This window comes from Ralstonia insidiosa (assembly GCF_008801405.1).
Classification (GTDB): domain Bacteria; phylum Pseudomonadota; class Gammaproteobacteria; order Burkholderiales; family Burkholderiaceae; genus Ralstonia; species Ralstonia insidiosa.
On sequence record NZ_VZPV01000001.1, the window covers coordinates 3,204,701 to 3,230,474 of the forward strand.

29 protein-coding genes are annotated in these 25,774 nt (G+C 65.5%); 21 read left to right on the top strand and 8 right to left on the bottom strand.

Features of this window, described 5'->3' with window-relative positions; all coding sequences use genetic code 11:
• Positions 1-20 precede the first annotated feature (20 nt).
• The 10 genes from mutL (at position 21) to F7R11_RS15275 (ending at position 7,976) form a co-directional block, all read left to right on the top strand.
• Complete coding sequence (gene mutL, locus F7R11_RS15230; RefSeq protein ID WP_064804836.1) at positions 21-1,931, top strand: DNA mismatch repair endonuclease MutL; 1,911 nt, start codon at positions 21-23, stop codon at positions 1,929-1,931.
• 7 nt (positions 1,932-1,938) lie between these two features.
• Positions 1,939-2,919 carry a tRNA (adenosine(37)-N6)-dimethylallyltransferase MiaA gene (gene miaA / locus F7R11_RS15235; RefSeq protein ID WP_064804839.1) on the top strand — a complete coding sequence of 327 codons (981 nt, stop codon included), beginning with the start codon at positions 1,939-1,941 and terminating at the stop codon, positions 2,917-2,919.
• Entirely contained in the window at positions 2,916-3,440 is a 525-nt protein-coding gene (locus F7R11_RS15240; RefSeq protein WP_064804841.1) for a GNAT family N-acetyltransferase, read from the top strand. Before miaA ends, F7R11_RS15240 begins: the two co-directional genes overlap by 4 nt.
• Before the next feature lie 100 nt (positions 3,441-3,540).
• Positions 3,541-4,050 carry a methylated-DNA--[protein]-cysteine S-methyltransferase gene (locus F7R11_RS15245; RefSeq protein ID WP_064804843.1) on the top strand — a complete coding sequence of 170 codons (510 nt, stop codon included), beginning with the start codon at positions 3,541-3,543 and terminating at the stop codon, positions 4,048-4,050.
• Positions 4,047-4,751 (top strand): 2OG-Fe(II) oxygenase, encoded by a 705-nt coding sequence (locus tag F7R11_RS15250; RefSeq protein WP_064804845.1) that lies wholly within the window; start codon positions 4,047-4,049, stop codon positions 4,749-4,751. The genes F7R11_RS15245 and F7R11_RS15250 overlap by 4 nt, the downstream gene beginning before the upstream one ends.
• 10 nt (positions 4,752-4,761) lie before the next feature.
• Positions 4,762-5,418, top strand: a complete 657-nt coding sequence (gene alkB / locus F7R11_RS15255; RefSeq protein WP_064806422.1) for a DNA oxidative demethylase AlkB — start codon at positions 4,762-4,764, stop codon at positions 5,416-5,418.
• 17 nt (positions 5,419-5,435) lie between these two features.
• Positions 5,436-6,074 (top strand): DNA-3-methyladenine glycosylase family protein, encoded by a 639-nt coding sequence (locus F7R11_RS15260; RefSeq protein ID WP_064806423.1) that lies wholly within the window; start codon positions 5,436-5,438, stop codon positions 6,072-6,074.
• Positions 6,075-6,169: 95 nt separating this feature from the next.
• Positions 6,170-7,249, top strand: coding sequence for a bifunctional DNA-binding transcriptional regulator/O6-methylguanine-DNA methyltransferase Ada (ada, locus tag F7R11_RS15265; RefSeq protein WP_064804847.1), 1,080 nt, complete (start codon positions 6,170-6,172; stop codon positions 7,247-7,249).
• 47 nt (positions 7,250-7,296) lie between these two features.
• Positions 7,297-7,509 (top strand): Ada metal-binding domain-containing protein, encoded by a 213-nt coding sequence (locus tag F7R11_RS15270; RefSeq protein ID WP_064806424.1) that lies wholly within the window; start codon positions 7,297-7,299, stop codon positions 7,507-7,509.
• A 38-nt stretch (positions 7,510-7,547) separates the two neighbouring features.
• Complete coding sequence (locus tag F7R11_RS15275) at positions 7,548-7,976, top strand: hypothetical protein (protein WP_064804849.1); 429 nt, start codon at positions 7,548-7,550, stop codon at positions 7,974-7,976.
• A gap of 81 nt (positions 7,977-8,057) precedes the next feature.
• Here the strand turns inward: F7R11_RS15275 and purM are convergent, their stop codons facing one another.
• Complete coding sequence (gene purM / locus F7R11_RS15280; protein ID WP_021195872.1) at positions 8,058-9,107, bottom strand: phosphoribosylformylglycinamidine cyclo-ligase; 1,050 nt, start codon at positions 9,105-9,107, stop codon at positions 8,058-8,060.
• 164 nt (positions 9,108-9,271) lie between these two features.
• On the opposite strand from purM, the gene F7R11_RS15285 reads away from it, so the two are divergent.
• From F7R11_RS15285 to F7R11_RS15325, 9 genes are all read left to right on the top strand, one after another.
• Positions 9,272-10,342, top strand: coding sequence for an AI-2E family transporter (locus tag F7R11_RS15285; protein WP_064804851.1), 1,071 nt, complete (start codon positions 9,272-9,274; stop codon positions 10,340-10,342).
• A gap of 45 nt (positions 10,343-10,387) precedes the next feature.
• Complete coding sequence (gene hda, locus F7R11_RS15290) at positions 10,388-11,089, top strand: DnaA regulatory inactivator Hda (RefSeq protein ID WP_021195874.1); 702 nt, start codon at positions 10,388-10,390, stop codon at positions 11,087-11,089.
• Positions 11,090-11,152: 63 nt separating this feature from the next.
• Positions 11,153-11,827, top strand: a complete 675-nt coding sequence (locus F7R11_RS15295; protein WP_064804853.1) for a histidinol-phosphatase — start codon at positions 11,153-11,155, stop codon at positions 11,825-11,827.
• Between the two features lie 12 nt (positions 11,828-11,839).
• Positions 11,840-13,429 (top strand): polynucleotide adenylyltransferase PcnB, encoded by a 1,590-nt coding sequence (pcnB, locus tag F7R11_RS15300; protein ID WP_064804855.1) that lies wholly within the window; start codon positions 11,840-11,842, stop codon positions 13,427-13,429.
• On the top strand, positions 13,426-13,941 hold the full coding sequence (gene folK, locus F7R11_RS15305; protein WP_021195877.1) for a 2-amino-4-hydroxy-6-hydroxymethyldihydropteridine diphosphokinase: 516 nt from the start codon (positions 13,426-13,428) through the stop codon (positions 13,939-13,941). The genes pcnB and folK overlap by 4 nt, the downstream gene beginning before the upstream one ends.
• Before the next feature lie 27 nt (positions 13,942-13,968).
• Positions 13,969-14,613 carry a deoxynucleoside kinase gene (locus F7R11_RS15310; RefSeq protein WP_021195878.1) on the top strand — a complete coding sequence of 215 codons (645 nt, stop codon included), beginning with the start codon at positions 13,969-13,971 and terminating at the stop codon, positions 14,611-14,613.
• 55 nt (positions 14,614-14,668) lie between these two features.
• On the top strand, positions 14,669-15,487 hold the full coding sequence (panB, locus tag F7R11_RS15315; RefSeq protein ID WP_021195879.1) for a 3-methyl-2-oxobutanoate hydroxymethyltransferase: 819 nt from the start codon (positions 14,669-14,671) through the stop codon (positions 15,485-15,487).
• A gap of 11 nt (positions 15,488-15,498) precedes the next feature.
• Entirely contained in the window at positions 15,499-16,206 is a 708-nt protein-coding gene (locus tag F7R11_RS15320; RefSeq protein ID WP_064804858.1) for an ABC transporter permease, read from the top strand.
• Complete coding sequence (locus F7R11_RS15325) at positions 16,203-16,901, top strand: ABC transporter ATP-binding protein (RefSeq protein WP_064804860.1); 699 nt, start codon at positions 16,203-16,205, stop codon at positions 16,899-16,901. Before F7R11_RS15320 ends, F7R11_RS15325 begins: the two co-directional genes overlap by 4 nt.
• Here the strand turns inward: F7R11_RS15325 and F7R11_RS15330 are convergent.
• From F7R11_RS15330 to dnaK, 3 genes are all read right to left on the bottom strand, one after another.
• Positions 16,845-18,734, bottom strand: coding sequence for a bifunctional chorismate-binding protein/class IV aminotransferase (locus F7R11_RS15330; RefSeq protein WP_064804862.1), 1,890 nt, complete (start codon positions 18,732-18,734; stop codon positions 16,845-16,847). The genes F7R11_RS15325 and F7R11_RS15330 overlap by 57 nt on opposite strands.
• A 35-nt stretch (positions 18,735-18,769) precedes the next feature.
• Positions 18,770-19,912 (bottom strand): molecular chaperone DnaJ, encoded by a 1,143-nt coding sequence (gene dnaJ, locus F7R11_RS15335; RefSeq protein ID WP_021195883.1) that lies wholly within the window; start codon positions 19,910-19,912, stop codon positions 18,770-18,772.
• 134 nt (positions 19,913-20,046) lie between these two features.
• Entirely contained in the window at positions 20,047-22,002 is a 1,956-nt protein-coding gene (dnaK, locus tag F7R11_RS15340) for a molecular chaperone DnaK (protein WP_021195884.1), read from the bottom strand.
• Between the two features lie 271 nt (positions 22,003-22,273).
• On the opposite strand from dnaK, the gene F7R11_RS15345 reads away from it, so the two are divergent.
• Positions 22,274-23,569 (top strand): phospholipase A, encoded by a 1,296-nt coding sequence (locus tag F7R11_RS15345; protein WP_064804865.1) that lies wholly within the window; start codon positions 22,274-22,276, stop codon positions 23,567-23,569.
• 136 nt (positions 23,570-23,705) lie between these two features.
• Here F7R11_RS15345 and rnk read toward each other — a convergent pair whose 3' ends face one another.
• The 4 genes from rnk to grpE form a co-directional block, all read right to left on the bottom strand.
• Positions 23,706-24,110, bottom strand: a complete 405-nt coding sequence (rnk, locus tag F7R11_RS15350) for a nucleoside diphosphate kinase regulator (RefSeq protein ID WP_048935030.1) — start codon at positions 24,108-24,110, stop codon at positions 23,706-23,708.
• Between the two features lie 162 nt (positions 24,111-24,272).
• A complete protein-coding gene (locus tag F7R11_RS27040) occupies positions 24,273-24,413 on the bottom strand; it encodes a hypothetical protein (protein WP_021195887.1) in 141 nt (46 codons plus the stop codon).
• 13 nt (positions 24,414-24,426) lie between these two features.
• Complete coding sequence (locus F7R11_RS15355; RefSeq protein ID WP_064804867.1) at positions 24,427-24,642, bottom strand: hypothetical protein; 216 nt, start codon at positions 24,640-24,642, stop codon at positions 24,427-24,429.
• An 18-nt stretch (positions 24,643-24,660) separates the two neighbouring features.
• On the bottom strand, positions 24,661-25,299 hold the full coding sequence (gene grpE, locus F7R11_RS15360; protein WP_064804869.1) for a nucleotide exchange factor GrpE: 639 nt from the start codon (positions 25,297-25,299) through the stop codon (positions 24,661-24,663).
• Positions 25,300-25,561: 262 nt separating this feature from the next.
• Here grpE and F7R11_RS15370 point away from each other — a divergent pair, with 262 nt between their 5' ends.
• Positions 25,562-25,756: a hypothetical protein gene (locus F7R11_RS15370; protein ID WP_021195890.1), complete on the top strand. Its 195-nt coding sequence runs from the start codon at positions 25,562-25,564 to the stop codon at positions 25,754-25,756.
• Positions 25,757-25,774: the final 18 nt, after the last annotated feature.

Here is a 25,774-nt window from a genome sequence, read left to right on the forward strand (position 1 = left end):
GTGACATTTATAATGCGCCGATGAATTCCGCCTCCGAATCCACCACCCCTGCCCGCCGTCCCATCCGCCCGCTGCCCGACCAGCTGATCAGCCAGATCGCGGCCGGCGAGGTGGTCGAACGGCCAGCCTCCGTGGTCAAGGAACTGCTGGAAAACGCGCTGGACGCCGGCGCCACGCAGCTCCAGATCAAGCTGGAGGAAGGCGGCGTGCGACGCATCGCCATTACCGACAACGGCGGCGGTATTCCGGCCGATGAACTGCCCGTTGCGCTGATGCGGCATGCGACCAGCAAGATCGGCTCGCTGGAAGAGCTGGAATCGGTGGCGACGCTGGGGTTTCGCGGCGAAGCGCTGGCCTCGATTGCCTCGGTGGCGGAGTTGACGCTCACCTCGCGCACCGCCCATGACGCGCACGCCACGCAAATTGTTGCGCAAACGGGGCGCGCGCAGCCGGCTTCAGGCGGCGTCGGCACCACGGTCGATGTGCAACATCTGTACTTCAACACGCCGGCGCGCCGCAAATTCCTGAAGACCGAGCAAACCGAGCTGGGTCATTGCATGGAAGTGATCCGCCGCACTGCGCTCGCGCGGCCCGATGTGGCCATCTCCGTGCATCACAACGGCAAGCCGTTGGAGCACTGGAACGCCACGCAAGCCGATTCGCGCACCGCTGCTGTGCTCGGTACAGACTTCGCCCGCGCACGCCTGCCCTTCGAAGAAGAAGCCGGCGAGTTGCGCCTCTTCGGCTTTGCCGGCCTGCCCACCGCCTCGCGCGGCCGGGCGGACCACCAGTTCTTCTACGTCAACGGCCGCTTCGTGCGCGACCGCCTGCTGACGCACGCCGTGCGCAGCGCCTACGAAGACGTGCTGCATGGCGACCGCTTCCCCGCCTACGTGCTGTGTCTGGAACTGCCGCCCGAAGCGGTGGACGTGAACGTGCATCCGTCCAAGATCGAGGTCCGCTTCCGTGACAGCCGTGCCGTGCACCAGTTCGTCTATCACGCGATCCAGCGCGCGCTATCGCGTCACGCCGGCGAACAGGGCGACAGCCTGCGCACCGACATCGCCGATGCACCGGGCGTTGCGGCCACGCCCTCGCCCGCCGACAACACGACGCGCTGGATCAACCAGATGGCCGCGCGGCAGACCTCGCTCGGCATTGCACAACCGCGTGCGGAATACCTGTCGATGATGCGTGGTGACAGCACGCCGATGCCTGCCTCGCGCCCGGCGTGGATGGCTGACGTGCCGAGCGCCGCAACGTTGTTCGACGGCGGCACCGCGACTGCCGAAGCACCGACGTCCATCGCGGAGCCCGTCGTCGCGCCGCAAACCGATGACGACGACGCCTACCCGCTCGGCTTCGCGGTCGCCCAGTTGCACGGCATCTACGTGCTGGCGCAGAACACGCGCGGCATGGTGCTGGTCGACATGCACGCCGCGCACGAGCGCATCCTCTACGAGCAGCTCAAGACGGCGCTGGAAGCCAAGCGCGTCGAAGTGCAACCGCTGCTGATTCCGGTCACGTTTGCCGCGAGCCCAGTGGAGATCGGCACCGCAGAGGAGTTCCGCGACACGCTCACGCTGCTGGGCTTCGATATCTCCGCCGTGTCGCCCACGACGCTGGCGGTGCGATCGGTTCCGACATTGCTGCAGAAGGCCGACGCGCAAGCCCTCGCCCGTGACGTGCTGCGTGATCTGCAAGCCTATGGCGGCTCGCGTGTGCTGGCCGAACGTCAGAACGAACTGCTCGCCACGCTGGCCTGTCACTCCGCCGTGCGTGCCAACCGCCGGCTGAATCTGGACGAGATGAACGCGCTCTTGCGCCAGATGGAAGCTACCGAACGCGCCGACCAATGCAACCACGGCCGCCCGACGTGGATCCAGCTCACCGTGGCTGACCTGGACCGCCTGTTCCTGCGCGGCCAGTGAGTTTGTGATGACCGTGTCTTCTGCAAACGCACCGCGCGCCGTCTGCCTACTCGGGCCCACCGCATCCGGCAAGACCGCTGCCGCGCTCAAGCTCGCTGAACGCTGGCCCGTCGAAATCATCAGCATGGATTCCGCGCTGGTGTATCGCGGCATGGACATCGGCACCGCCAAACCCAGCGCTGAAGAACAGGCCGTCGCGCCGCATCATCTGATCGACATCATCGATCCGCTCGATGCGTATTCCGCCGCGCAGTTCGCCACCGATGCCAACGCGCTGATCGACACCATCCGCGCACGCGGCAAGCTGCCGCTCATCGTCGGCGGCACGATGCTGTACTACAAGGCGCTCACGCAGGGCCTGTCCGACTTGCCCGGCGCTGATCCGGCCATCCGCGCGGAGATCGACGCCGAAGCCGCCCGCGACGGCTGGCCCGCGCTGCACGCCAAGCTCGCGCAGGTCGATCCGATTACGGCCGCGCGATTGCATACGACGGATGCGCAACGCATTCAGCGGGCGCTGGAGCTGTATCGGCTGACGGGGCAACCGATGTCGGCCTTGCTCGCACGCGAGGTCGGCGCAAACGCCTTCCAGCAACACGACGCTGCCGCGCCCTATCTGACGATTGCGCTGGAACCGTCGGACCGCCTTGTGCTACATGCGCGCATCGCCCAACGCTTTGATGCCATGCTCGCCGGCGGCCTGCTCGACGAAGTGGAAGCATTGCGCCGTCGTGGCGATCTTTCGCCCACGTTGCCGTCCATCCGCTGCGTAGGCTATCGCCAGGCGTGGGCCTACCTCGACGGCGAGATCGACAAGACCGCGCTGCGCGAACAAGGCATCGCTGCCACGCGCCAGCTCTGCAAGCGCCAGATCACCTGGCTGCGCAGCACGCCGGAGCGGCACGTGGTCGATTGCCTCGCCCCCGATTACGTCGACCAGGTCGCGCGCCTGGTCCAAACCTCACTGGAATCGCCATCACCACAATGACCACCGCCGACACCGCTACCACCTTTACGCTGCGCCCTGCCACGCCGGATGATTGCGCGGCGCTCGTTCGCCTGATCACCGCACTGGCCGAGTACGAAAAGCTCACGCACCTCGTGCAGACCACGCCCGAGGCGCTCGCCACCATGCTGTTCGGCCCGCGCCCGTATTGCGAGGCGGTGATGGCGGAAGTCGAAGGGCAAGCCGTCGGCTTTGCGCTGTTCTTCCACAACTTCTCGACGTTCCTCTGCAAGCCAGGCCTGTATCTGGAGGACCTGTTTGTCGAGCCGGAACATCGTGGTCTTGGCATTGGCAAGGCACTGCTGATTCACCTCGCACGCCTGGCGCAGGAACGCGACTGCGGCCGCTTTGAATGGAGCGTGCTCGACTGGAACGCACCGTCGATCGCCTTCTATGAAGCCATGGGCGCCGACGTGCTGCCCGAGTGGCGCATCTGCCGCGCCACCGGCGATGCACTCGGCACGATGGCTGCCATCCCCATGCCTGCTGCACTGGCCGCGTAAGCCGCAACACGCCCGAATTTGACCGCAAGCCCCGGAGTGTCGCGTGCGCGCCGGGCGCCTAACCTTCGCTGCATCAAACACCACGTTGATGGAGCGAACCATGAACACCCCCACCTCCCTCCGCTACGCCATTGGTGCCGGCACGCTCGGGCATGTGCTGGTCGCGGCCAATGCGCGCGGTATCTGCGCGTTGCTGCTCGGCGATCAGCCTGATGCGCTGCGCGCCGAACTCGCCATGGCATTTCCCAATGCAGCGTTGACGCGTGACGACACCGCGCTCACATCGCAACTGGCGCAAGCCATCGCCTTGGCCGATGCACCGTCCGGCCACTTTGACGGCGCGCTCGACATCGGCGGCTCCCCCTTCCAACAAGAGGTCTGGCAAGCACTGCGCGACATCCCACCGGGCACCACCGCCACCTACACTGAGATTGCCCGGCGTATCGGCCGCCCCGAAGCCGTGCGCGCTGTCGCCACAGCCTGCGCCGCCAACCTGCTGGCCATCGTCATCCCGTGCCACCGCGTCGTGCGCGCCGATGGTGGATTGGCGGGCTATCGCTGGGGCATCGCGCGCAAACGCGCATTGCTCTCCATGGAGCTCGGCGCATGACGCGCACACAGCTTGACCTCATCGATTGGCATACCGTTGAAGACGCGCTCAACGACGTCGGCAGCGCCGTGCTGCCCGGCCTGCTCGCGCACGACGCTTGCGATACGCTGGCCGCCCTTTACCCGCGCGATAACCTCTACCGCTCGCGCGTGGTGATGGCACGCCACGGCTTCGGGCGCGGCGAATACAAGTACTTCGCTTATCCGCTACCCGATGTCATCGCGCAGTTGCGCGGCGCGCTGTATCCGCAACTTGCGCCCATCGCCAACCGCTGGAACCAAGCCATGGGCATCGACGTACGTTACCCCGCTGCGCATGCCGACTTCCTGCGCCGCTGCCACGAGGCGGGGCAATTGCGCCCCACGCCACTGATCCTGCAATACGGCCCCGGCGACTACAACTGCCTGCATCAAGACCTCTACGGCGAGCACGTCTTCCCGTTGCAGGTGGCGATCCTGCTGTCCGAGCCCGGCGGCGAATTCACCGGCGGCGAATTCGTCATGACCGAGCAGCGCCCGCGCATGCAGTCGCGCCCCGAAGTCGTACCGCTGCGCAAAGGCGACGCAGTGGTCTTTGCCGTGCACCACCGGCCCGTACAGGGCACGCGCGGCGTGTATCGCGTCAACATGCGCCACGGCGTGAGCCGCCTACACACCGGACAGCGGCATACTGTGGGCATCATCTTCCACGATGCCCTGTGAGGCCGAGCGCATGACAACCGGCGATCTCTTTGCCGACCAGCAACCCGTTGATGACGCGCGCATCGTGCTCGGGCCGGCCTCGTTCGTGCTGCGCGGCTTCGCACTGGCGGACGCGCCCGCGCTGCTGGCCGCCGTGGAGGCCATCGCGCAACGCGCACCGTTCCGCCACATGGTCACGCCGGGCGGCTTTGAGATGTCGGTCGCGCTCACCAACAGCGGCTCGCTGGGCTGGACGTCCGATCGTCGCGGCTACCGCTATGCCGCGCAGGATCCGCTGAGCAACCAGCCGTGGCCCCCATTGCCCGACGTGTTTCTGCGCCTCGCGCGCGATGCCGCTGCCGAAGCCGGCTTCCCCGGCTTCACACCCGACGCCTGCCTCATCAACCGCTACGTGCCCGGCACGCGGCTCTCGCTCCACCAGGACCGCGATGAGCAGGACTACAGCGCGCCCATCGTTTCGGTGTCGCTCGGTATGCCTGCGATCTTCCTGTTTGGCGGGCACAAACGCGCGGACAAGACGCAGCGCGTGCCGCTCTTCCACGGTGACGTTGTCGTCTGGGGCGGCCCTGACCGCCTGCGCTATCACGGCGTTGCACCACTCAAGGAGCACCCGCATCCGCTGCTGGGCGCGCAGCGCATCAACCTCACCTTCCGCAAAGCGGGCTGACCGCATTGGCCAACACCATGACCGTCGCTGCCGATCTGTCCGACGAGGCTTACACGCGTGCCGCAGATTTCCTCGCTTCGCTCGACGACGACTGGGCGCGCCACATCGCCGCCATTGGCCCATGCCGCCACGCTGCCAAACCCGCGCGCGAACCGTACGAAGCGCTCGTACGCGCCATCGCCTATCAGCAACTGCATGCCAAGGCGGGCGACGCCATCCTCGAACGCTTCCTGGCGCTGTACCCCGGCGTAAGCTTTCCTTCGCCCGCGCAGGTACTGGCCACCGATGACGCAGCGCAACGCAGCTGCGGCTTTTCGGCGACCAAGCTGGCCACCATTCGCGGCATCGCGCAGGCCGCGCTCGATGGCGTGGTGCCCACGCGCGATGCGGCGCTCGCCATGCCGGACGAAACGCTCATCGACCGGCTCGTCACACTGCGCGGCGTCGGCCGCTGGACGGTCGAGATGCTGCTGATCTACACGCTGGAGCGCTCCGACATCCTGCCCGCCGACGACTTTGGCGTGCGCGACGGTTACCGCCGCCTGAAACGCTTGGAAACCATGCCCACGCGCAAGCAGATGGCAGACATCGGCCGGGCATGGAGCCCCTACCGCACCATCGCCGCGTGGTACCTCTGGCGGATGCCGACCAAGTGACACACCCGCCGCACCGAATTTGACCGCAAGACGCGGAGTGTCCCTGCCGGGGCACGCGCCTACAGTACAGGCATTGATCTCAGGAACCTGACGCCATGTCCAACCTGCCGCTCTCCGTCGAAGACGACCCGCGCTGGGCCCAGGTGCTCGCGCGTGATCCCTCGGCCGATGGCACGTTCGTCTATGCCGTGAAGACCACGGGCGTGTATTGCCAGCCCAGCAGCCCATCGCGCCTGCCGCGCCCCGAAAACGTGGCGTTCTTCGACACCGCCGCTGACGCCGAGGCCGCCGGCTACCGCCCGAGCCGCCGCGCCAGCCCGGACCAGACCACCGCACGCGCGCAGCAGGCCGCGCTGGTCGCGGCTGCCTGCCGCCGTATCGAAGCTGCCGATACACCGCCCTCGCTTGACGTGCTGGCGCAGGACGCCGGCCTGAGCACGTATCACTTCCACCGTCTGTTCAAGAGCGTGACCGGCCTGACCCCCAAGGCCTATGCGGACGCCCACCGCGCACGCAAGCTGCGCGCGCAGCTGGGGCGCGGCAGCTCCGTCACCGAAGCCATCTACGACGCGGGCTTCAACGCCAGCAGCCGCTTCTACGAGGCCTCCGACCACGTGCTCGGCATGACCGCCAGCCGCTACCGCGCGGGCGGCGCGCAGACCACAATCCGCTTTGCCGTGGGCGAGTGCTCGCTCGGCTCGATCCTGGTGGCGCAGAGCGACCGGGGCATCTGCGCGATCCTGATGGGCGATGACCCGGATGCCCTCGTGCGCGATCTGCAGGACACCTTCCCCAAAGCCGAGTTGATTGGTGGCGACGCGGGTTTTGAGGATTTGGTGGCCAAAGTGGTCGGGCTGATTGAGGTGCCCTCTCTTGGCTTGGACCTGCCACTGGACGTGCGCGGCACCGCCTTCCAGGAACGGGTATGGCAGGCGTTGCGCGAAGTGCCACCAGGCAGCACGACCAGCTACGCGGAGATTGCGGAGCGCATTGGCTCTCCCAAGGCGGTGCGCGCGGTGGCGCAGGCGTGCGCGGCCAACCATATCGCCGTGGCCATTCCATGCCATCGCGTGATCCGGCGCGACGGCAATACCTCCGGCTATCGCTGGGGCGTGGAGCGCAAACGCGCGCTGCTGGAGCGCGAAGCGCATGCCGAAGCCCTGCCTGTGGCGTGAACACCTGGACGCTGCTGGGCGCCAACGGCCAGCCCTATGAGAGCGCCATGCCCGGCACGCTGGGCGGGCATCGGCGGGCACGCATCTATGGCCGGCTCGATTGCCGTGCGGCACGGCAATCCATCGCGCGCGGCGGCTATGTCCGGCACCGCGTGTTCTTCCTGAACGAAGCCGATGCGCGTGCCGCCGGCTATCGCCCTTGCGCAGTCTGCATGCCGCAGGCGTACGCAGCGTGGAAAAGATCCATGCATTCCGGGTAAAGTCGCGGTCTTATCTTCGAACACACGCCTCGCGCGCCATGATCAAACCCCTGTTTCTTGCCGTGCTCGCCGCCATTGCGCTGGCGGGCTGCGGCCGTTCCGAAGACGTACAGAAGTCCGCTGCGCCAGCACCTGCTCAGGCCTCTGCTCCCGTCGCAACCCCCGCGAGCGCGCCTGCAACCAGCACCCCCGAGCTCAGTGAAGCCGAGCAAGCCAAGGCCGCAGACATCGCCCGCGCCGCGATTGAGAAATACAAGCTGACCAGCCTGTCGCCCGAATGCTTGTCGTTCATGGCCGGGCTGGAAGACGACACGCACTACAACGTCGAAGTGCTGGAAAACCACACGCCGGCTTGCGGTGGCGATCCGAACACCGCGCCGCACGTGGTCACCCTGCTGATCGACAAGAACACCGGCGCGCTGCAGAAAGACGACCCGGCAAACGGCGATTACGTGCCGCTCAAGTAAGTCGCTCGCCAGCGCCACGCATAAAAAAACCGCCGAACTTGTCGGCGGTTTTTTGTTGGGCGCAAACTTCGCGTCGGCGCATCAGACCACGATCGTCTGCGCTTCGCCAGCCTGGCGGGCGCGGATTTCGCCGATCTGGTAGACCGTCTCGCCCGCGTCCTTCAGGTGGGCGATGGCGGCCGGCGCGTCGGCTGCCGACACGATCACGACCATGCCGATGCCGCAGTTGAACACGCGGTGCATTTCGTCGTCGGCCACATTGCCGGCCTTCTGCAGCCACTGGAACAGCGGCGGCAGCGTCCAGGCGCTCTTGTGCAGCACGGCGGTCAGGTTGTCTTGCAGCACGCGCGGCACGTTTTCGGTCAGGCCACCACCGGTGATGTGGGCCATACCCTTGACGGTCAGCTTTTCGATCAGCGACAGCAGCGGCTTCACGTAGATGCGCGTCGGCGCCATGATGGCGTCCTGCAGGCGCTGGCCGTGGAAGTCGGCATTCAGGTCCGGGCGCGACACCTCAATGATCTTGCGCACCAGCGAGTAGCCGTTCGAATGCGCACCCGACGAGGCCAGGCCCAGCACCACGTCGCCCTCGGCAATGGTGGTGCCATCGATGATCTTGCGCTTTTCGACCGCGCCGACGGCAAAGCCGGCCAGGTCGTATTCGCCGTCCGGGTACATGCTCGGCATTTCAGCGGTTTCGCCGCCGATCAGCGCGCAACCGGCCAGTTCGCAACCCTGGGCGATACCCTTGACCACGGTGGCAGCCGTGTCGACGTCGAGCTTGCCGCAGGCGAAATAATCCAGGAAGAACAGCGGCTCGGCGCCCTGCACCAGGATGTCGTTCACGCTCATGGCCACCAGATCCTGGCCGACCGTGTCGTGGCGGTTCAGTGCAAACGCCAGCTTGAGCTTGGTGCCCACACCGTCGGTGCCGGACACCAGCACCGGCTCCTGGTACTTCTTGGACAGCTCGAACAGCGCGCCGAAGCCGCCGATGCCGCCCAGCACGCCTTCGCGCATCGTGCGCTTGGCAAACGGCTTGATGCGGTCAACCAGGGCGTCACCCGCCTCAATGTCGACGCCTGCGTCACGGTAAGACAGGCCTGCGGATGGGGTTTCGGAAGCGCTCATACTGACGTCTGAATAGAAAAAAACCGGTGAGGAAGGCAGGACGGCGGCGGGAAGTCACAAAAATCGGACCCGCCGGTCCAGTAAAATCACGATTTTACCGGATGCGGCCCTCCCGATGGCCGCTTTTCGGCTCCGCCCACCCTCTTCAAGAACCGTCGTCGCCCATGAACGCCCCGTTGCTGTCGCAGGAGACCAAGCGCACGCTCGCCTGGATTGCCGTGGCGATCGTCTTTTTTGCGCTGCTCAAGCTGCTGGCGCCGACGCTCACGCCGTTCCTGTTCGCGTTCATCCTGTCGTACATCCTGCATCCCGGCGTGGAGTGGCTGCAGCGTCACCGTGTGCCGCGCGCGCTGGGCGTGCTCCTGATGATCCTGCTGCTGACGGTGATTGGCGTGGCGCTTACGCTGCTGGTGCTGGCCGTGCTGCAGAAAGAGATTCCGGCCATCCGCGAACAGCTGCCCGGCATGCTGGCCAAGCTCAATGCGGCGGTCTCGCCCAAGCTGGCGGAGATGGGCGTGCCGGTTCGGCTCGACTTTCCCGGCCTGCGCAAACTGCTGACCGAGCAGCTCGCCTCCGGCCCGGAAGACGTGATGTCCACGGCGCTGAACACCCTGCGCGTGTCGGGCTCAGCAGCGCTGCAGGTGCTGGCCACGGCCTTTCTCGTGCCGATCGTGATGTTCTACCTGCTGATGGACTGGAACATGCTGATGCGCCGGATCGAAGCAGCCGTACCGCGCCGGTGGCTGGCCAAGACGCGCGAGCTGGCCAGCGAGACCGACGGCCTGCTCTCCCAATACCTGCGCGGGCAGATCATCGTGATGCTGGTGCTGGCGGTGTACTACTCGTCGGGCCTGGCGCTGGCGGGCTTTGATGTAGCGCTGCCGGTGGGCATCTTCACGGGCCTGGCGGTGTTCATCCCCTACATCGGTTTCGGCATCGGCCTGACGCTGGCCGTCCTTGCTGCGCTGTTGCAGTTCGGCAACCTGTACGGTTTGCTGGCGGTGGCAGTGGTCTACGGCATCGGTCAGATGCTCGAAGGCTTCTATCTGACGCCGCGCCTGGTGGGCGAGCGCATCGGCCTGCACCCGCTGGCCGTCATCCTCGCCTTGCTGGCTTTTGGCCAATTGTTCGGATTTTTCGGTATCCTGCTGGCCCTGCCGATCAGTGCTGTGCTACTGGTCGGTTTGCGGCAGATTCGGCAGCTTTACCTGAGCAGCAGGCTCTACCGCGAATAACTTACCCGCTGCATTACCGCCGCCTGACACAGCCACCTTAGCCTCATGGCCCAACCAGAACAGCTACCGCTCGAACTCGGCGCGCCCCCCGCTCCGACCTTCGACAACTTCGTCGCCGCTGGCAACGAAGAGGCGCTGCTGCGCCTGCGCGCCCTGGTTCCGCAGGTGGTGGACGGCACCGCCACCGACCGCCTCGTCTACCTGTGGGGCGAGGAAGGCAGCGGCCGCAGCCACCTGTTGCAGGCCATCTGCGCCCAGGCCGAGGCCGGCGGCTACGAAGTCCGCACGCTGGAGCCCGATGCGCCGGCCGAAGCCTATGACTTTGACCCGAAAGTCACGGTCTGGACCATCGACGACGCCGAGCACCTGGACGAATGGGCGCAAATTGCCGTGTTCAACCTCGTCAACGAAGTGCGCGCGCACCCGCATGCTGCCATCGCCATCGCTGGGGCCGCTGCCCCGATGTCGATGCCGCTGCGTGAAGACCTGCGCACTCGCCTGGGCTGGGGCCTGGTCTACTGGCTGCGCCCGTTGTCCGATGCCGACAAGGTGGAAGCCTTGCGCCACGCCGCCCGTGAGCGCGGCATGCAGCTCTCGGCCGACGTTCCGCAGTGGCTTGTGACGCATTCCTACCGCGACATGCCGAGCCTGATGGCCCTGCTGGACGCCCTCGACACCTATTCGCTCGCCCGCAAGCGCGCCGTCACCCTGCCGCTTGTGCGCGACATGCTCGCGCTGATGAAGTGAATGCCGGCTTGATTCCGGGGCAGATGCGGTTGGTTACGTAACCTTCGGGTAAAATCGCCGCCCATGAATCTGGCCCTCTTCGACCTCGATCACACCCTCATCCCCACCGACAGCGACCACGAGTGGGGACGTTTCCTCATCCGTCGCGGCGTGGTGGACGCGTCCGAATACCAGCGCAAGAACGACCAGTTCTATGCCGACTACAAAGCCGGCACGCTGGATATCCAAGCCTTCCTGCGCTTTGCCCTGGCACCGCTCGCTGCGCACTCGCGCGACACGCTGGCCCAGTGGCATGCGGAATTCATGCACGAGGTGATCCGCCCGAAGATCACCCCGCAGGCCCAGGCGCTGGTCTACAAGCATCTGGACGCCGGTGACCTCTGCTGCGTGGTCACGGCCACCAACAGCTTCGTCACCCGTCCGATCGCCCAGGCGTTCGGCATCGACCACCTGATCGCCACCGAGCCCGCCACCGCTGACGGCGCACCCGACAGCGCCTTCACCGGCGAGGTAGCCGGCACGCCGAGCTTTCGCGAGGGCAAGGTCGCCCGCGTGCATGACTGGCTGGCCGACATGGGCCGCGGCTGGAAGGACTTCGAGCACAGCACGTTCTACAGCGATTCCGCCAACGACGTGCCGCTGCTGGAAGAGGTGACCGACCCCGTGGCCACCAACCCGGACGACACGCTGCGCAACCTCGCAGCTTCGCGCAATTGGCGCATCATGGATCTCTTCTAAGCTGAGCGCGGCGTGATCAAGAAACTCATCAATCGCCTGCTAGGCAAGACCACTTCAGAACCCGCTTCGACCGCTACGGCCGCCGAGCCGGGAACGCCTCCCGCCAAGAAAGCCCGTGCCCCCAGGGCGCCCAAAGCGGCCAAGGCGCGCGGCAAATCCACCGGTGGCGTACCGCGCCAGGCACGTGTGTGGAACGTGGAAGAGCACGGCATCGACCCGAAGCTGCTCTCGCGCAACGCGGTCAAGGTCACCTCCACGCTGCAGGAAGCGGGCTACGACGCCTTCATCGTGGGTGGCGCGGTGCGCGATCTGCTGCTGGGCATCAAGCCGAAAGACTTCGACGTGGCCACCAACGCCACGCCTGATCAGGTGCAGGCGCTATTCCGCCGCTCGCGCATCATCGGCCGGCGCTTCCAGATCGTGCACGTGACGTTCTACGGCGGGCGCGATCAGGAAATCATTGAAGTCTCGACTTTCCGCGCGCTGGTGGATGCCGTGGAAAGCGAGCAGGTGCCGGCCGGCAAGCGCGTCAAGCGCACCGACCTGGACCACCACACGCATGCCGTGGACGCCAGCGGCCGCGTGCTGCGCGACAACGTCTGGGGCACCCAGGCGGAAGACGCCACCCGCCGCGACTTCACCGTCAACGCGATGTACTACGACCCCGCCGACGAAACCGTGCATGACTACCATCACGGCATGGAAGACATGCGCGCGCGCACGCTGCGCATGATCGGCGACCCGCTCACCCGTTACCGCGAAGACCCGGTGCGCATGCTGCGCGTGGTGCGCTTTGCGGCCAAGACCGGTTTCGATATCGACCCCGATACGCGTGCGCCGATTGCCGAGCTGGGCCCATTGATCCACAACGTGCCGGCCGCGCGCCTGTTCGACGAGATGCTCAAGCTGCTGATGTCGGGCCACGCCTGGGCGTCGCTGCAGGAGCTGCGCAAGGCGGGCCTGCACCGCGGTCTGCTGCCGCTGCTGGATGTGGCGCTCGAACAGCCGATGGGCCAGCGCTTCGTGCAGCTCGCGCTCGACAACACGGACGATCGCGTGAAGGCCGGCAAGCCGGTCTCGCCGGGCTTCCTGTTTGCCTCGCTGCTGTGGCACCACGTGGTCGAGCATTGGAACCGCCGTCGCTCGGCTGGCGAACCGTTGATCCCCGCGCTGCACACCGCCATGGACGAAGTGCTCGACCGCCAGACCGAGCAACTCGCCATCCAGCGCCGCTTCACGTCCGACATGAAGGAAATCTGGAGCATGCAGCCGCGCTTTGAAAAGCGCTCGGGCCGCATGCCATATCGCCTGCTCGAATCGCCGCGCTTCCGCGCGGGGTATGACTTCCTCGTTCTGCGCTGCGCCTCGGGCGAACTGCCGCAAGAGCTCGCCGACTGGTGGACTGATTTCCAGAATGGCGACGGCGACACCCGCGATGCTTTGATGGCCCAAGCCAAGCAAAACCCTGCCCCGAGAGGCGGCGCAACGGACAGCGCAACCGGCAGCTCCACTGGGCCGGCCAAACGCCGTCGCCGCCGACGCGGTCCGGCAAAATCGGATACAGTCGAACGCGTCAGTCCGGAAGGCTCGGAGGGAACGTGAAGACAGTGGCGTACATCGGCATCGGTGCCAACCTGGGCGACGCTCGCCAGGCTGTGAAAGATGCCGTGGTCTGCCTTGCGCAGCAGGTTGGCATCACCATCACCGGCAAATCCAGCCTGTACCGCAGCGCGCCCGTCGATGCCAGCGGCGACGACTACATCAACGCCGTGGTGCGCCTCGATACGCATTTCACGGCGGGCCAACTGCTCCGCATCTGTCACCACATTGAAGACCAGTTCGGCCGCGAGCGCCCGTTTCGCAACGCGCCGCGCACGCTGGACCTGGATCTGCTGCTCTACGGCGACCACGTCCTCACCTCGCCCGAACTGACCGTACCGCACCCGCGTGTAGGCCAGCGCGCCTTTACGCTGCTGCCGCTGCATGAACTGGCGCCCGATCTCGTGATCCCGGGCATCGGTGCGGTGGCTGACCTGCTGCCCGGTGTGGCCGACCAGCGCATCGAGAAGACCTCGATGTGCCAATGCATGCGCGCCAAGCAGCCCGCTGCCTAACTCTGCATTCCGCCTTACCGCCTGTTGATGGCACTTGATCATCTGCGCCGCATCGTTGTTGAAGGGCCCATTGGCGTGGGCAAGACCACGCTGGCCCAGCGCTTGGCCGACCACCTGCGTGCGGCCACGCTGTTCGAGACGCCGGCTGAAAACCCCTTCCTCGCCCGCTTCTACGCTGAACCCGCACGCTATGCGCTGCCGGTGCAGCTACGCTTCCTGCTGCAACGCGCCGAGCGGCTCGCCACGTGGCACAAGGCCACACTCACGGGTGAGCGCATCGTTGCCGACAGCTTCCTGCCGCGCGACCGCCTGTTCGCTCAGCTCACGCTGCCGGCTGACGAACTCGCGCTGTACGACGCGATGGCGAAAGCGCTGGCGCTGCCCCAGCAACGCATCGATCTGGTGATCTGCCTGCAGGCCCGTGCCGAAGACCTGCTGCCGCGTATTGCCAAGCGCGCCGTTCCTTACGAAACGGGCATCGATGCCGACTACCTCGAACGCATCTGCGCCGCGTACGGCGAGCTGTTTCTGTATTACGATGCCGCACCGACGCTGATCGTCGACACCGCTGCCTTCGACCCCGTTGGCAACGACGACGATTTCCGCACCTTGCTTGCCCGCATCGACGCGATGCGCGGCCCCAAGGAATTCATCAAGCTCGCGACCCGGTAGCAGACCCACGCGCGGTCTGTCTGGATGGTCGCGACGACCAACTGGATACCAGTCCATGAGCTATCTCCAGGAATCGAACCGCAAGGCCGTCACGGTGACTTCGTTGCAGGCCATGCGTGCCGCCGGCGATCGCATCGCCATGCTGACGGCCTACGACGCCAGCTTCGCCGCCCTGATGGACCGCAACGGCGCCGATGTGCTGCTGGTGGGCGATTCGCTCGGCAACGTGATGCAGGGCCAGAAGACCACGCTGCCGGTCACGCTCGACCACATCGTCTATCACACCGAATGCGTGTCGCGCGGCATCGACAAAGCGCTGCTCGTGTCGGACCTGCCCTTCGGCACGTATGGCACGCCCGAGCAGGCCTTCCACAGCGCTGTGCGCGTGATGCAAGCCGGCGCGCAGATGGTCAAGCTCGAAGGCGGCGTTTGGCTCGCGCCCACCATCCAGTTCCTCGTCGAACGCAGCATTCCGGTGTGCGCACACATCGGCCTGACGCCGCAGTCGGTGCATGCCTTCGGCGGCTTCAAGGTGCAGGGCCGTGGCGATGAAGCGGCCAAGCAGTTGAAGCTCGACGCGCTGGCCGTGCAGGATGCTGGCGCACAACTCGTCGTCATGGAAGCGATTCCGGCCGCGCTGGCCGGCGAGGTGACGCGCTTGCTGGCGATTCCCACCATCGGCATCGGCGCGGGGCTGGAGTGCTCGGGCCAGGTGCTCGTCATGCACGACATGCTGGGCGTGTTCCCTGGCCACCGGCCCAAGTTCGTGCGCAACTTCATGGATGGGCAGACCACCATCGACGGCGCGGTCGCAGCCTACGTGGCCGCCGTCAAGGACGGCACGTTCCCCGGCCCCGAACACACGTTCGCCTGAGCGCCCCACGGATGGAAATCTGGTCGGCTACCGTCGACGCATTCGCCCTGCTCGCCAGCGGCGATGCCGCGTTGTGGACGATCGTCTGGGTATCGTTGAAGGTGGCGATTGCCGGGTTGTTGCTGGCGGCGCCACCGGGGCTGCTCATCGCCTACACCATCGCCATGCACCGCTTTGCCGGGCGTCGCGCACTGGTGGTGCTGGCGCAGGCCTCGCTGTCGTTTCCGACGGTGCTGATCGGGCTGCTGCTGTATCTGCTGCTCTCGCGCCAAGGGCCACTCGGGGGTTTCGGGCTGCTGTTCACGCAGGGTGGGATGATCCTCGGGCAAGCAGTGCTCGGGCTGCCAGTCATCGTTGCCTTTGCGCTGACGACGCTCGAACGGGCTGATCCGCGCCTGGCCGAAACGGCGCGCGTGCTCGGTGCCGGACGCGTGCGCCTGCTGCTGACGGTGTTTCGTGAACTTCGCTTCGGCCTGATGGCGGCCGTGGTGGCAGGCTTCGGCCGCGTCATCGCAGAGGTCGGCTCCGCGCTGATGGTTGGCGGCAATATCGAGGGCATCACGCGCACCATGACGACGGCGATTGCGTTGGAAACCAGCAAGGGCGAGTTCGCGCAAGGCATTGCGCTGGGCATCGTGCTGATCGTGCTGGCGCTGCTCGTCAACCTCGTGCTGGCGTGGCTGCAGGGCGCTGGCAACTATCGACGGGAAGCCGCATGAGCGCCCCCTCGCAACCGATGATGGTGTTCGAGCACCTGCGCTGCCAGCACGGCACGCGCATGCTGTTCGACATTCCACGCTTGGCACTGTCGGCGGGCAACGCGATTGTCATCACGGGCGCCAATGGTGTCGGCAAGACGACGCTGCTACGCATGCTGGCGGGGCTCGCACCGACGCATGGCGCGACGGTCGACCTTGGCCGTGGACCACAACCGCTGTCGCCCTACCCGGCCGATCTGCGCACGCGGCTCACGTATGTGCACCAGCATCCGTACCTGTTCCGTACATCGGTGCGGTCCAATCTCAGTTATGGGCTGACCACCGGCGCACACCGCGTGCCACGCGCAGAACTGGCCGGCCGCATCGACGAGGCCGTCCGCTGGGCTGGGCTGCAGCACGTGGTGGATGTGCCGCCCGAACGCCTGTCCGGCGGCGAGACGCAGCGCCTGGCGCTGGCCCGCGCACGCGCACTGCGCACGGATGTGCTGCTGCTCGATGAACCAACGTCGAACCTGGATGGCGCTGCGCGCGAACAGGTCATCGCGTTGGTCGGAGAGTTGGCCGCAGAAGGCCGCGCGCTGCTGATGGTGTGCCACGACCGCGAGCTCATCAACCTGCCCGGGGTTGCGCGCTGGAAACTAGAGAGCGTCGACGGCCAGGGGCGGCTCGAAATACGCGGGCACCACGCCGCGTAGGGCGTTGCATACAGCGATCGCCTCGGCGCGGGCAACGTCGGCGCGCGTCAACACACGCTCCCGCAGCGGAGCGCCCAGCCAAGGCGTTGCGTCTTCCAGCAGCACGGCACGCATCACGCCCGGCAGCACACCCGCCGACAGCGGCGGCGTCCACCACGCGCCATCCAGCTTGACCAGCACCGTGGTGCGACCGCCTTCGGCCAATGTGCCGTCCTCGTTGAAGAACACCGTATCGAATGCGCCCTCGCGCTCGGCGGCCTGCCAGGCGGCGTCGTAATCGGCGCGCAGACTGGTCTTGTGGGAAGGCAGACTGTGTGCGGCCTCGCGTGTTTGCGATGCAACCAGCAAACGCACCGGCGCATCCCAAGTCGCAGGCAGCGGTGACAGCGGTGCTGCCGTCACGCTCGCAGTGCCATTGGGCGCAAGCGACAAACGCATGCGGTACTCGCCCTCAGGTGCCAGCGACGCACACTCACGCGCCACCTCACCTGCCAGCGCGGCACGATCCAACGGAAACCCAAACGCCTGCGCGGAACGCCCGAGCCGCGCCAGATGTCGCTCCAGCAGCGGCACACCATCGTGCGTCGCGCGCATCGTCTCGAACAGCGACAAGCCCGCATCGAGCGCGGTCACGAAACGCGCCTTCAACTGGCACTCGGCGTATTCCTCATCGGCGATGCTGTCGTGCACGATGCCCGAGCCGATACCGAGTTCGCCTTTTCGCAGGCCATCGCTGCCGGGCACACTCAGCACCAGCGTGCGGATCGCCACCGAGAAGCACGCATCGCCCATCACGCTGTCATCGGCAGGTGCATCGACCCAGCCGATGGCGCCGGTATAAAGACCACGCGGCTCGGGCTCCAGTGCATCGATGATCTCCATCGTCCGCCGTTTGGGGGCGCCGGTAATCGAGCCACACGGGAACAGCGCGCGCAGACAATCGGCGAGGCCGGTGGCGGGCGGAATCTCCGCCTCCACGGTGGACGTCATCTGCAGCACGCTGCCGAACGGCGTCACCTCGAACAGCGCCGGCACACGCACCGAGCCAGGGCGCGCGAGGCGGCCCAAATCGTTGCGCAGCAGGTCGACGATCATCAGGTTTTCAGCGCGGTTCTTTTCGTCGGCAGCCAGTGCGGTGGCGCGGGTCGCGTCGACTTCGGCGTCGCCCGTGGCGGGTGCCGTGCCCTTCATCGGCCGCGCGATAAGCTGGCCTGCGTGATGCGAGAAGAACAACTCCGGCGAGCACGACAGGATCGCCCCACCCTCCGGCAGTCCAATGAACGTGCCATACGGCACCGGCTGACGCGCGCGCAGGCGTCGATACAGCGCAGCCGGCGCGCCGAACGCCGTCATGCGCAGGCGGTAGGTGTAGTTGACTTCGTAAGTGTCGCCCGCCGCAATCCAGTCGTGGATGCGGTCAATGGCGTGGGTGTAGGTGGCGTGATCGACACTGGCAGCGCAGTCGAACAGACCAGCCGCGCCCCTCGCTTCAGGCCACGCGTCGAACAGCGCATCCACCTCAGCCGGCGACAGCACCTGCAGCGAGCGAAACAGCAGCACGCGCAGGCGGCCATCGTGGCCGGGAAGTGACGAGGAATTTGCAGTGGAAGCCGGCAAACCGACCAGCGGCTTGCCGAACTCATAGGGTGCAACGATCAGGGCATGCAAGCCCGCGCGCCATGCGGCACGCAGATCGTCGTCCAGACCCTCCAGCACACCGGCTGGCCGGAAAAACTCACCTGCATAACCGGTGTACCAGCGCGAACACGGTACGCCGCCCGAGGTGGCATCGTCCAGCAGCGCGAACGGCGCGCCGGCTTGCGGCAACTGCATGACGATGTCCCCCGGTTACTGCGGTAACGCTGTGCTTAAGAGGAGAAGAAGTTCTTCACCTTGTCCATCCACGTTTGCTCTTGCGGGCTGTGCCGCGAGCCGCCTTCGTGCACGGACTTGTCGAACTGTTTGAGCAGCTCTTTCTGATGCTCCGTCAGCTTGACCGGTGTCTCGATGTTGATGTGCACATAGAGATCGCCCGCATAGCCCGAGCGCACGCCCTTGATGCCCTTGCCGCGCAGGCGGAACGTCTTGCCAGCCTGCGTGCCTTCCGGCACCGGGAATGCGACGCGACCGCCCAGTGTCGGCACTTCGATGTCGCCACCGATGGCTGCCGTCGCAAACGAAATCGGCATCTGGCAGTGCAGATCGTCACCGTCGCGCTCGAACACCGGGTGCTGCTTGATGTGGATTTCCACATACAGGTCGCCCGGCGGGCCGCCGTTGATACCCGGCTCGCCGTTGCCCGACGAGCGGATGCGCATGCCTTCGTCGATACCGGCCGGAATCTTCACTTCCAGCGTCTTCTGGCTCTTCAGCTTGCCCTGGCCGTGGCACTTGGTACACGGTTTGGGGATGTACTTGCCGCTGCCGTGGCACTTCGGGCAGGTCTGCTGCATCGTGAAGAAGCCCTGCGACACACGCACCTGGCCGGCGCCGTGACAGGTCGGGCAGGTCTCCACGCTCGAGCCGGGCTCGGCGCCCTTGCCGTGACAGTGGTCGCACTCGTCCCAGTGCGGCACGCGGATCTGTGTGTCGTAGCCGTTCGCGGCCTGCTCCAGCGTGATCTCCATGCTGTAGCGCAGGTCAGCACCGCGGTACATCTGCGGGCCGCCGCCACGACGGCCACCCTGGCCCTGAGCCTGGCCAAAGATGTCGCCAAAAATATCGCCGAAGGCTTCGGCAAAACCACCGCCAAAGCCGGCACCGCCCGCGCCGAAGCCAGCGTTGGGGTCGACACCGGCGTGGCCGTACTGGTCGTACGCAGCCTTCTTGTCCGCATCGGAGAGCATCTCGTAGGCCTCTTTGGCCTCCTTGAACTTCTCTTCCGCTTCCTTGCTGTCCGGATTGCGGTCCGGGTGGTACTTCATCGCGAGCTTGCGATAGGCCTTCTTGATCTCGTCGTCGCTCGCGTTTTTGCCCACCCCGAGCACTTCGTAGTAATCACGTTTTGCCATAGTGGCTGAACTCGTCGCCTGTTTTTACTGCGTGTCGAATAGCAAAAAAGCCGAGCGTGGCATCAGGTGCGCTCTGCACAACCCGATGACCACTGCCCGGCGGTCCCTCACGTCCGCCATGGCGGACTTGGGGCTTACTTCTTGTCGTTCACTTCCTTGAACTCGGCGTCGACGACGTTATCGTCGTGCGGAGCACCTTGCCCTGCATGCGCGCCACCTGCCTGGGCACCCGCAGCTTGTTCAGCACCGCCAGCTTCGCCCTTGGCCTGCATGTCGGCGTAGACCTTCTCGCCCAGCTTCTGCGAGGCAGTCGCCAGCGCTTCGGTCTTGGCGTCGATCGCGGCCTTGTCTGTGCCCTTCAGGGCTTCTTCCAGCTCCTTGATCGCAGCGTCGATCTTGTCCTTCTCGCCAGCTTCCAGCTTGTCGCCGTACTCGCCCAGGGCCTTCTTGGTCGAGTGCACCAGCGCTTCACCCTGGTTACGGGAGTCGACCAGTTCGCGCAGCTTCTTGTCCTCCTCGGCGTTGGCCTCGGCGTCCTTCACCATGCGCTCGATCTCGGCTTCCGACAGGCCGGAGCTTGCCTTGATCGTGATCTTGTTTTCCTTGCCGGTCGCCTTGTCCTTGGCGCCCACGTGCAGGATGCCGTTGGCGTCGATGTCGAACGACACTTCAATCTGCGGCGTGCCGCGCGGTGCCGGCGGAATGCCTTCCAGATTGAATTCGCCCAGCATCTTGTTGCCGGAGGCCATCTCGCGCTCGCCCTGGTACACCTTGATCGTCACGGCCGGCTGGTTGTCATCAGCGGTCGAGAAGGTCTGCGAGAACTTGGTCGGGATGGTCGTGTTCTTGCCGATCATCTTGGTCATCACGCCACCCAGCGTTTCGATGCCCAGCGACAGCGGCGTCACGTCCAGCAGCAGCACGTCGGTACGGTCACCGCCCAGCACCTGACCCTGGATGGCAGCGCCCACGGCAACGGCCTCGTCCGGGTTCACGTCCTTGCGGGCTTCCTTGCCGAAGAACTCCTTCACCTTCTCCTGCACCTTCGGCATACGGGTCATGCCGCCGACCAGGATCACGTCGTGGATGTCCGACACCTTCACGCCAGCATCCTTGATGGCGGTGCGGCATGGATCGATCGTACGAGCGATCAGGTCTTCGACCAGCGCTTCCAACTTGGCGCGCGTGATCTTCAGGTTCAAGTGCTTCGGGCCCGAGGCATCGGCCGTGATGTACGGCAGGTTGATTTCGGTCTGCTGCGTGCTCGACAGCTCGATCTTGGCCTTTTCCGCCGCTTCCTTCAGGCGTTGCAGCGCGAGCACGTCCTTCGACAGATCAACGCCTTGTTCTTTCTTGAACTCACCGATGATGTAATCGATGATGCGCTGGTCGAAGTCTTCGCCGCCCAGGAACGTATCGCCGTTGGTCGACAGCACTTCGAACTGCTTCTCGCCGTCCACGTCGGCAATCTCGATGATCGAGATGTCGAACGTACCGCCGCCCAGGTCATACACGGCGATCTTGCGGTCGCCCTTCTCGTTCTTGTCCAGGCCGAAAGCCAGCGCAGCCGCGGTCGGCTCGTTGATGATGCGCTTGACGTCCAGACCGGCGATGCGGCCAGCGTCCTTCGTGGCTTGGCGCTGCGAATCGTTGAAGTAGGCCGGCACCGTGATCACGGCTTCGGTCACTTCCTCGCCCAGGTAGTCCTCGGCGGTCTTCTTCATCTTGCGCAGGGTTTCGGCCGAGATTTGCGGCGGGGCGAGCTTCTGGCCGCGCACTTCCACCCAGGCGTCGCCGTTGTCGGCCTTGACGATGGAATACGGCATCAGGCCGATGTCCTTCTGGACTTCCTTCTCTTCAAACTTGCGGCCGATCAGGCGCTTGACGGCATACAGCGTGTTGCGCGGGTTGGTCACTGCTTGGCGCTTGGCCGGGGCACCGACCAGGATCTCGCCGTCTTCCATGTAAGCGATGATCGACGGGGTGGTGCGCGCGCCTTCGGCGTTCTCGATCACCTTGGGGGTGTTGCCCTCCATGATGGAGACGCAACTGTTGGTGGTACCCAGGTCGATACCGATGATTTTGCCCATGGTCTTACTCCTCGAATTTGGTGTCAGGACTGCACTGAATACAAACTTGGATCGGATGTGGGAGTGCCGCCCGGCTTTTCAAGGCCGAATTTTGAAAAGTTGAGCATTTTGGCCGGTTTTTCTCGGGAAAGCACCCGAAAACATAGGCTCCTTGGCAAGAACCAGGCGTTTGCGACGTCCGAAGCGCGGCAAACAAGGCCCAAAAGGGCGCGATGGTACCCTTGGGCGCATTGCCACTCGCCGGGTACCTCACCTGGCCCCTCGCCTCCCGATGCGTTTGCCCCCATTCCGATTCGCTCTGGGCGCAGCCGTGCTTGCCGCCTGCGCCGCACCCCCAGCCGATGCCGCCGTCGCCCTGCTCCAACCCGCGCGCCGCGTCGACGCCACCCAGCCGTTCACGCTCACGCTCGTCATCTCGGGCGATGTGGCCCAGCGCAGCTATACCGTGCCCGCCAGACTGCGCGTGACGGCCACCGCCGATCTGCAGGGTCCGGTTGAAGTGACGCTGAGCCGACATAATGCAGGTGCGGAGACGCTGCACTTGCGCCCGGGCCAAGTGCGCACCATCACCTACAGCGGCACGTTGCCCGAGGCGTTGCGCGGCGCCGTGCGCATCGACGTGCCTGAGCTGGACGCCGCGCCTGTGCTGGTCACGCTGGTGCGTGGCGCTGACGCCCCACAGATCGCCGCTGAAGGGGCACCGGCCGGCGCCGCCCGCAACGCCGCCGCAGACGCCACCCGCCCGGGCGGCGCATTGGGCACCAACCCGAGCGCAATGGCGAGCAGCACCAACGCGGCCCCGCCCGCTGCCGTGGCAGTGGCCGGCACCGGCGACGCACCCCGCCCGCCGGAGGAAACCGCCCGCCTGACCTTCCACGAGCCCATGTTCGCAGCCCTGGGGGCGCACGAAGGCCTGAACATGAAATTCCAGTTGAGCTTCAAATTCCGGATATTCCAGCCGGAGAACCCGGCGTCGACAGCACTGCTGGACAACCTGTACTTTGGCTACACGCAGTTTTCGCTGTGGGATCTGGGCAAGGAATCGGCACCGTTCCGGGATACGAACTATCGGCCGAGTCTGTTCTACTACCGGCCCGATACCGGCATCCAAGGGGGTGCACTGACACGGCTGTCGTTTGCCGGCGGCATTGAGCACGAATCGAACGGCCGTGACGGTGACGCCTCACGCGCCATCAACACCGTGTTCGTGCGCCCGACCTTCCACTTTGGCGATCTGACCGACTATCACTGGAAGTTCGAGCCGAAGCTATACGCCTACCTCACGCGCAGCGGCAACACCGACATCGCGAACTACCGCGGCTTTGGGGATTTCCGCGTGTCATATGGCGCGCCCAATGGCTGGGAGCTAGCCGCCACGTTGCGCAAGGGCACGCGCAGGAGCTACGGCAGCGTAGACGCACAGCTCACCTATCCGATGAGCCGCATCTTCGGTGGTACCGCCGGTTACCTGTTCATCCAGTACTTCACTGGCTACGGCGAGAGCCTGCTCGACTACAACCACAAGCTGGGCTCGCAGTTGCGCGTCGGCTACAGCCTCTCACGCTAAGCACCTACCCACAATCCTACTGCGCGACCTGATCTTGGCTTTGCGATGCTCGCCGTACACGTGTACGGCTGCGCTTCTCAAGCTAACCTCAGGCCGCTCGCTACGGATTGTGAGCAGGTTCTAAGGGACTGATGGCTTACAGCGTGTGCTGGCCGCTGGCCTCGGGTTGAAAGGCGACGCGCTCGATGCGCAGCCCATGCTTGACACCGTTGGGCGCGGTGTACTTGACCGACTTGCCCTCGCGCTGGCCCAGCAGCGCTGCACCCATGGGCGAGAGCACCGACAGCTTGGCCGACGCCACGTTGGCCTCTTCCGGGTACACCAGCGTCCACTCCTGCTCCGCGCCGGCGTCATCCACCACACGGACCACCGAGTTCATCGTCACCACGTTGGCGGGAATCTTGTTGCCAGGTACCACGTTGGCACGGGCGATGAGGTCATCGACGAGTTCAGCCAGCGGCGAACTGCTACCGGCGCGGGCGGCGGCGTTTTCCAGGCGGGTGAGGTCGAGCTCGGTCAGATAGATGACGGCTGCGGACATGGCGATCTCCTACGGATTCGTCTTGAACACTAGGTAAAGCCGCCGCCGATGGCATGACAGCCCTGGGCGATGGCAAGAAAACCAGCGGGCGAAACGCCGGCCGGCGGTGAAACCGAACTGCAGGTGGGGGAAGGAGCCCGGCGGCGACGTGCCGCTAGGGCACTAGAACAACCGCCGGGCGGCGGCAAGGGCCGCAGTCATCGCCTGAGCGGCGTGCGGCAATGCACGCACCACGCGCTTCGGGCGCACGGCACGGGAAGAAGATGCAATGAGGAGGGCCGCAGCCAGCGGCATCGACGTCATGGTGGACGCTGCCTCAGACCAGCGGCGCGGCCGCAGACGTATTGCGCGTCTTGGCAACCGTGGCGGCAAACTGCGCGTGGCCGCTCCAGCCGGTCGCCCGGCCAAGCTGCGTACCACGATGCGCGAACGAAAACACCGGAACGCCGCGCATGCCAAGCACCGCGACTACGGTCGTATCGACCGGGATCACGGCAGGCGTTGTGCGCGACGAAACGGTGTTCTGAAGCATGAGCGTGAAAGCGCTGGCTTACTTGGGCGCAGCCACCGTCACCAGGGCCGGACGCAGTACGCGGTCGGCCAACGTGTAGCCGCGCTGGAGCACAGCCACCACGGTGTTGGGCTCCTGGTCAGCAGGCACCATCGAAATCGCTTGGTGGCGATGCGGATCGAACTTCTCGCCTACCGGATTCAGCTCGGTCACGCGGCCCTTCTCGAAAGCGGCGTAGAGCTGCCTGAGCGTGAGTTCAACGCCCTCACGCTGCTTGGCGACGTCACCCGACGTGTCGGCCAGTGCGGCTTGCAGGCTGTCCATCACGGGCAGCAGGTATTCAGCAAAGCTCTCGATGGCGAACTTGTGGGCCTTGGCCACGTCATCCTGTGCGCGGCGGCGGATGTTCTCGCCTTCAGCCGTGGCGCGTGCCCAGTTTTCGTAGTTCTGGCGAGCCTTCTCTTCGGCGGCTTCCAGTTGGCGGCGCAGTTCGGTGACGTCCGCATCGGCCACGGCTTCCGCCACGGCAGCTTCGTCACCGGCAACGGCCTGGGCTTCGGCGCTGGCGCGCTGGGCCTGGCTCGAATAAGCATTGGCAGCTTGGCCTGCGGCAGCAGATTGCGTCGGCTGAGCAGCTTGCGAGTCCGGGGTCGAGGGGGTTTCCGAAGTGTGTTTCATAGCGCTGGATAAAGGGATCGACGCACAACACGTGCCGGGCGCAGGATCCGCTGGATTTTCACAAACAATTACTCCCCGATATGGGGCATTTGGCGCGCCTTTCAAGGGCGCAAGGTGCACAGCAACTGTGCGCCGTGCATCACGAAATATCGCGTTACAAGTTTCATCCAACGGCAACGGCGCGGCGATTGCGACACCACAATTGGCCGCCTATGATGCAAGAAAAATTTGGGGGGCGCGAGCTTCTTTGAGGGTTCGTACCATGCACAACAAGCTGCCAGTATTCACCGTGCTCCTGCTGTTGACCCTGACCGCAGCGACAACGTTCATTTGCCTGTCTGGCGCCGTTACACCACGTTATACGGAGTACGGCAGCGGCAAGGCTATCTTCAAGCACTACATCAGCAAACCGGCGCAGATGCAGCAGTTGTCGCGCGGCCTGAGCTTCGCAAGTTAGCACACACTCGCGCGCATC

What these genes read in the sequence shown, in the direction of transcription:
- mutL (WP_064804836.1), top strand. Translation starts at nt 21, where the DNA reads ATGAATTCCGCCTCCGAATCCACCACCCCTGCCCGCCGTCCCATCCGC.
- miaA (WP_064804839.1), top strand. Translation starts at nt 1,939, where the DNA reads ATGACCGTGTCTTCTGCAAACGCACCGCGCGCCGTCTGCCTACTCGGG.
- F7R11_RS15240 (WP_064804841.1), top strand. Translation starts at nt 2,916, where the DNA reads ATGACCACCGCCGACACCGCTACCACCTTTACGCTGCGCCCTGCCACG.
- F7R11_RS15245 (WP_064804843.1), top strand. Translation starts at nt 3,541, where the DNA reads ATGAACACCCCCACCTCCCTCCGCTACGCCATTGGTGCCGGCACGCTC.
- F7R11_RS15250 (WP_064804845.1), top strand. Translation starts at nt 4,047, where the DNA reads ATGACGCGCACACAGCTTGACCTCATCGATTGGCATACCGTTGAAGAC.
- alkB (WP_064806422.1), top strand. Translation starts at nt 4,762, where the DNA reads ATGACAACCGGCGATCTCTTTGCCGACCAGCAACCCGTTGATGACGCG.
- F7R11_RS15260 (WP_064806423.1), top strand. Translation starts at nt 5,436, where the DNA reads ATGACCGTCGCTGCCGATCTGTCCGACGAGGCTTACACGCGTGCCGCA.
- ada (WP_064804847.1), top strand. Translation starts at nt 6,170, where the DNA reads ATGTCCAACCTGCCGCTCTCCGTCGAAGACGACCCGCGCTGGGCCCAG.
- F7R11_RS15270 (WP_064806424.1), top strand. Translation starts at nt 7,297, where the DNA reads ATGCCCGGCACGCTGGGCGGGCATCGGCGGGCACGCATCTATGGCCGG.
- F7R11_RS15275 (WP_064804849.1), top strand. Translation starts at nt 7,548, where the DNA reads ATGATCAAACCCCTGTTTCTTGCCGTGCTCGCCGCCATTGCGCTGGCG.
- purM (WP_021195872.1), bottom strand. Translation starts at nt 9,107, where the DNA reads ATGAGCGCTTCCGAAACCCCATCCGCAGGCCTGTCTTACCGTGACGCA.
- F7R11_RS15285 (WP_064804851.1), top strand. Translation starts at nt 9,272, where the DNA reads ATGAACGCCCCGTTGCTGTCGCAGGAGACCAAGCGCACGCTCGCCTGG.
- hda (WP_021195874.1), top strand. Translation starts at nt 10,388, where the DNA reads ATGGCCCAACCAGAACAGCTACCGCTCGAACTCGGCGCGCCCCCCGCT.
- F7R11_RS15295 (WP_064804853.1), top strand. Translation starts at nt 11,153, where the DNA reads ATGAATCTGGCCCTCTTCGACCTCGATCACACCCTCATCCCCACCGAC.
- F7R11_RS15310 (WP_021195878.1), top strand. Translation starts at nt 13,969, where the DNA reads ATGGCACTTGATCATCTGCGCCGCATCGTTGTTGAAGGGCCCATTGGC.
- panB (WP_021195879.1), top strand. Translation starts at nt 14,669, where the DNA reads ATGAGCTATCTCCAGGAATCGAACCGCAAGGCCGTCACGGTGACTTCG.
- F7R11_RS15320 (WP_064804858.1), top strand. Translation starts at nt 15,499, where the DNA reads ATGGAAATCTGGTCGGCTACCGTCGACGCATTCGCCCTGCTCGCCAGC.
- F7R11_RS15325 (WP_064804860.1), top strand. Translation starts at nt 16,203, where the DNA reads ATGAGCGCCCCCTCGCAACCGATGATGGTGTTCGAGCACCTGCGCTGC.
- F7R11_RS15330 (WP_064804862.1), bottom strand. Translation starts at nt 18,734, where the DNA reads ATGCAGTTGCCGCAAGCCGGCGCGCCGTTCGCGCTGCTGGACGATGCC.
- dnaJ (WP_021195883.1), bottom strand. Translation starts at nt 19,912, where the DNA reads ATGGCAAAACGTGATTACTACGAAGTGCTCGGGGTGGGCAAAAACGCG.
- dnaK (WP_021195884.1), bottom strand. Translation starts at nt 22,002, where the DNA reads ATGGGCAAAATCATCGGTATCGACCTGGGTACCACCAACAGTTGCGTC.
- F7R11_RS15345 (WP_064804865.1), top strand. Translation starts at nt 22,274, where the DNA reads ATGCGTTTGCCCCCATTCCGATTCGCTCTGGGCGCAGCCGTGCTTGCC.
- rnk (WP_048935030.1), bottom strand. Translation starts at nt 24,110, where the DNA reads ATGTCCGCAGCCGTCATCTATCTGACCGAGCTCGACCTCACCCGCCTG.
- F7R11_RS27040 (WP_021195887.1), bottom strand. Translation starts at nt 24,413, where the DNA reads ATGACGTCGATGCCGCTGGCTGCGGCCCTCCTCATTGCATCTTCTTCC.
- F7R11_RS15355 (WP_064804867.1), bottom strand. Translation starts at nt 24,642, where the DNA reads ATGCTTCAGAACACCGTTTCGTCGCGCACAACGCCTGCCGTGATCCCG.
- grpE (WP_064804869.1), bottom strand. Translation starts at nt 25,299, where the DNA reads ATGAAACACACTTCGGAAACCCCCTCGACCCCGGACTCGCAAGCTGCT.
- F7R11_RS15370 (WP_021195890.1), top strand. Translation starts at nt 25,562, where the DNA reads ATGCACAACAAGCTGCCAGTATTCACCGTGCTCCTGCTGTTGACCCTG.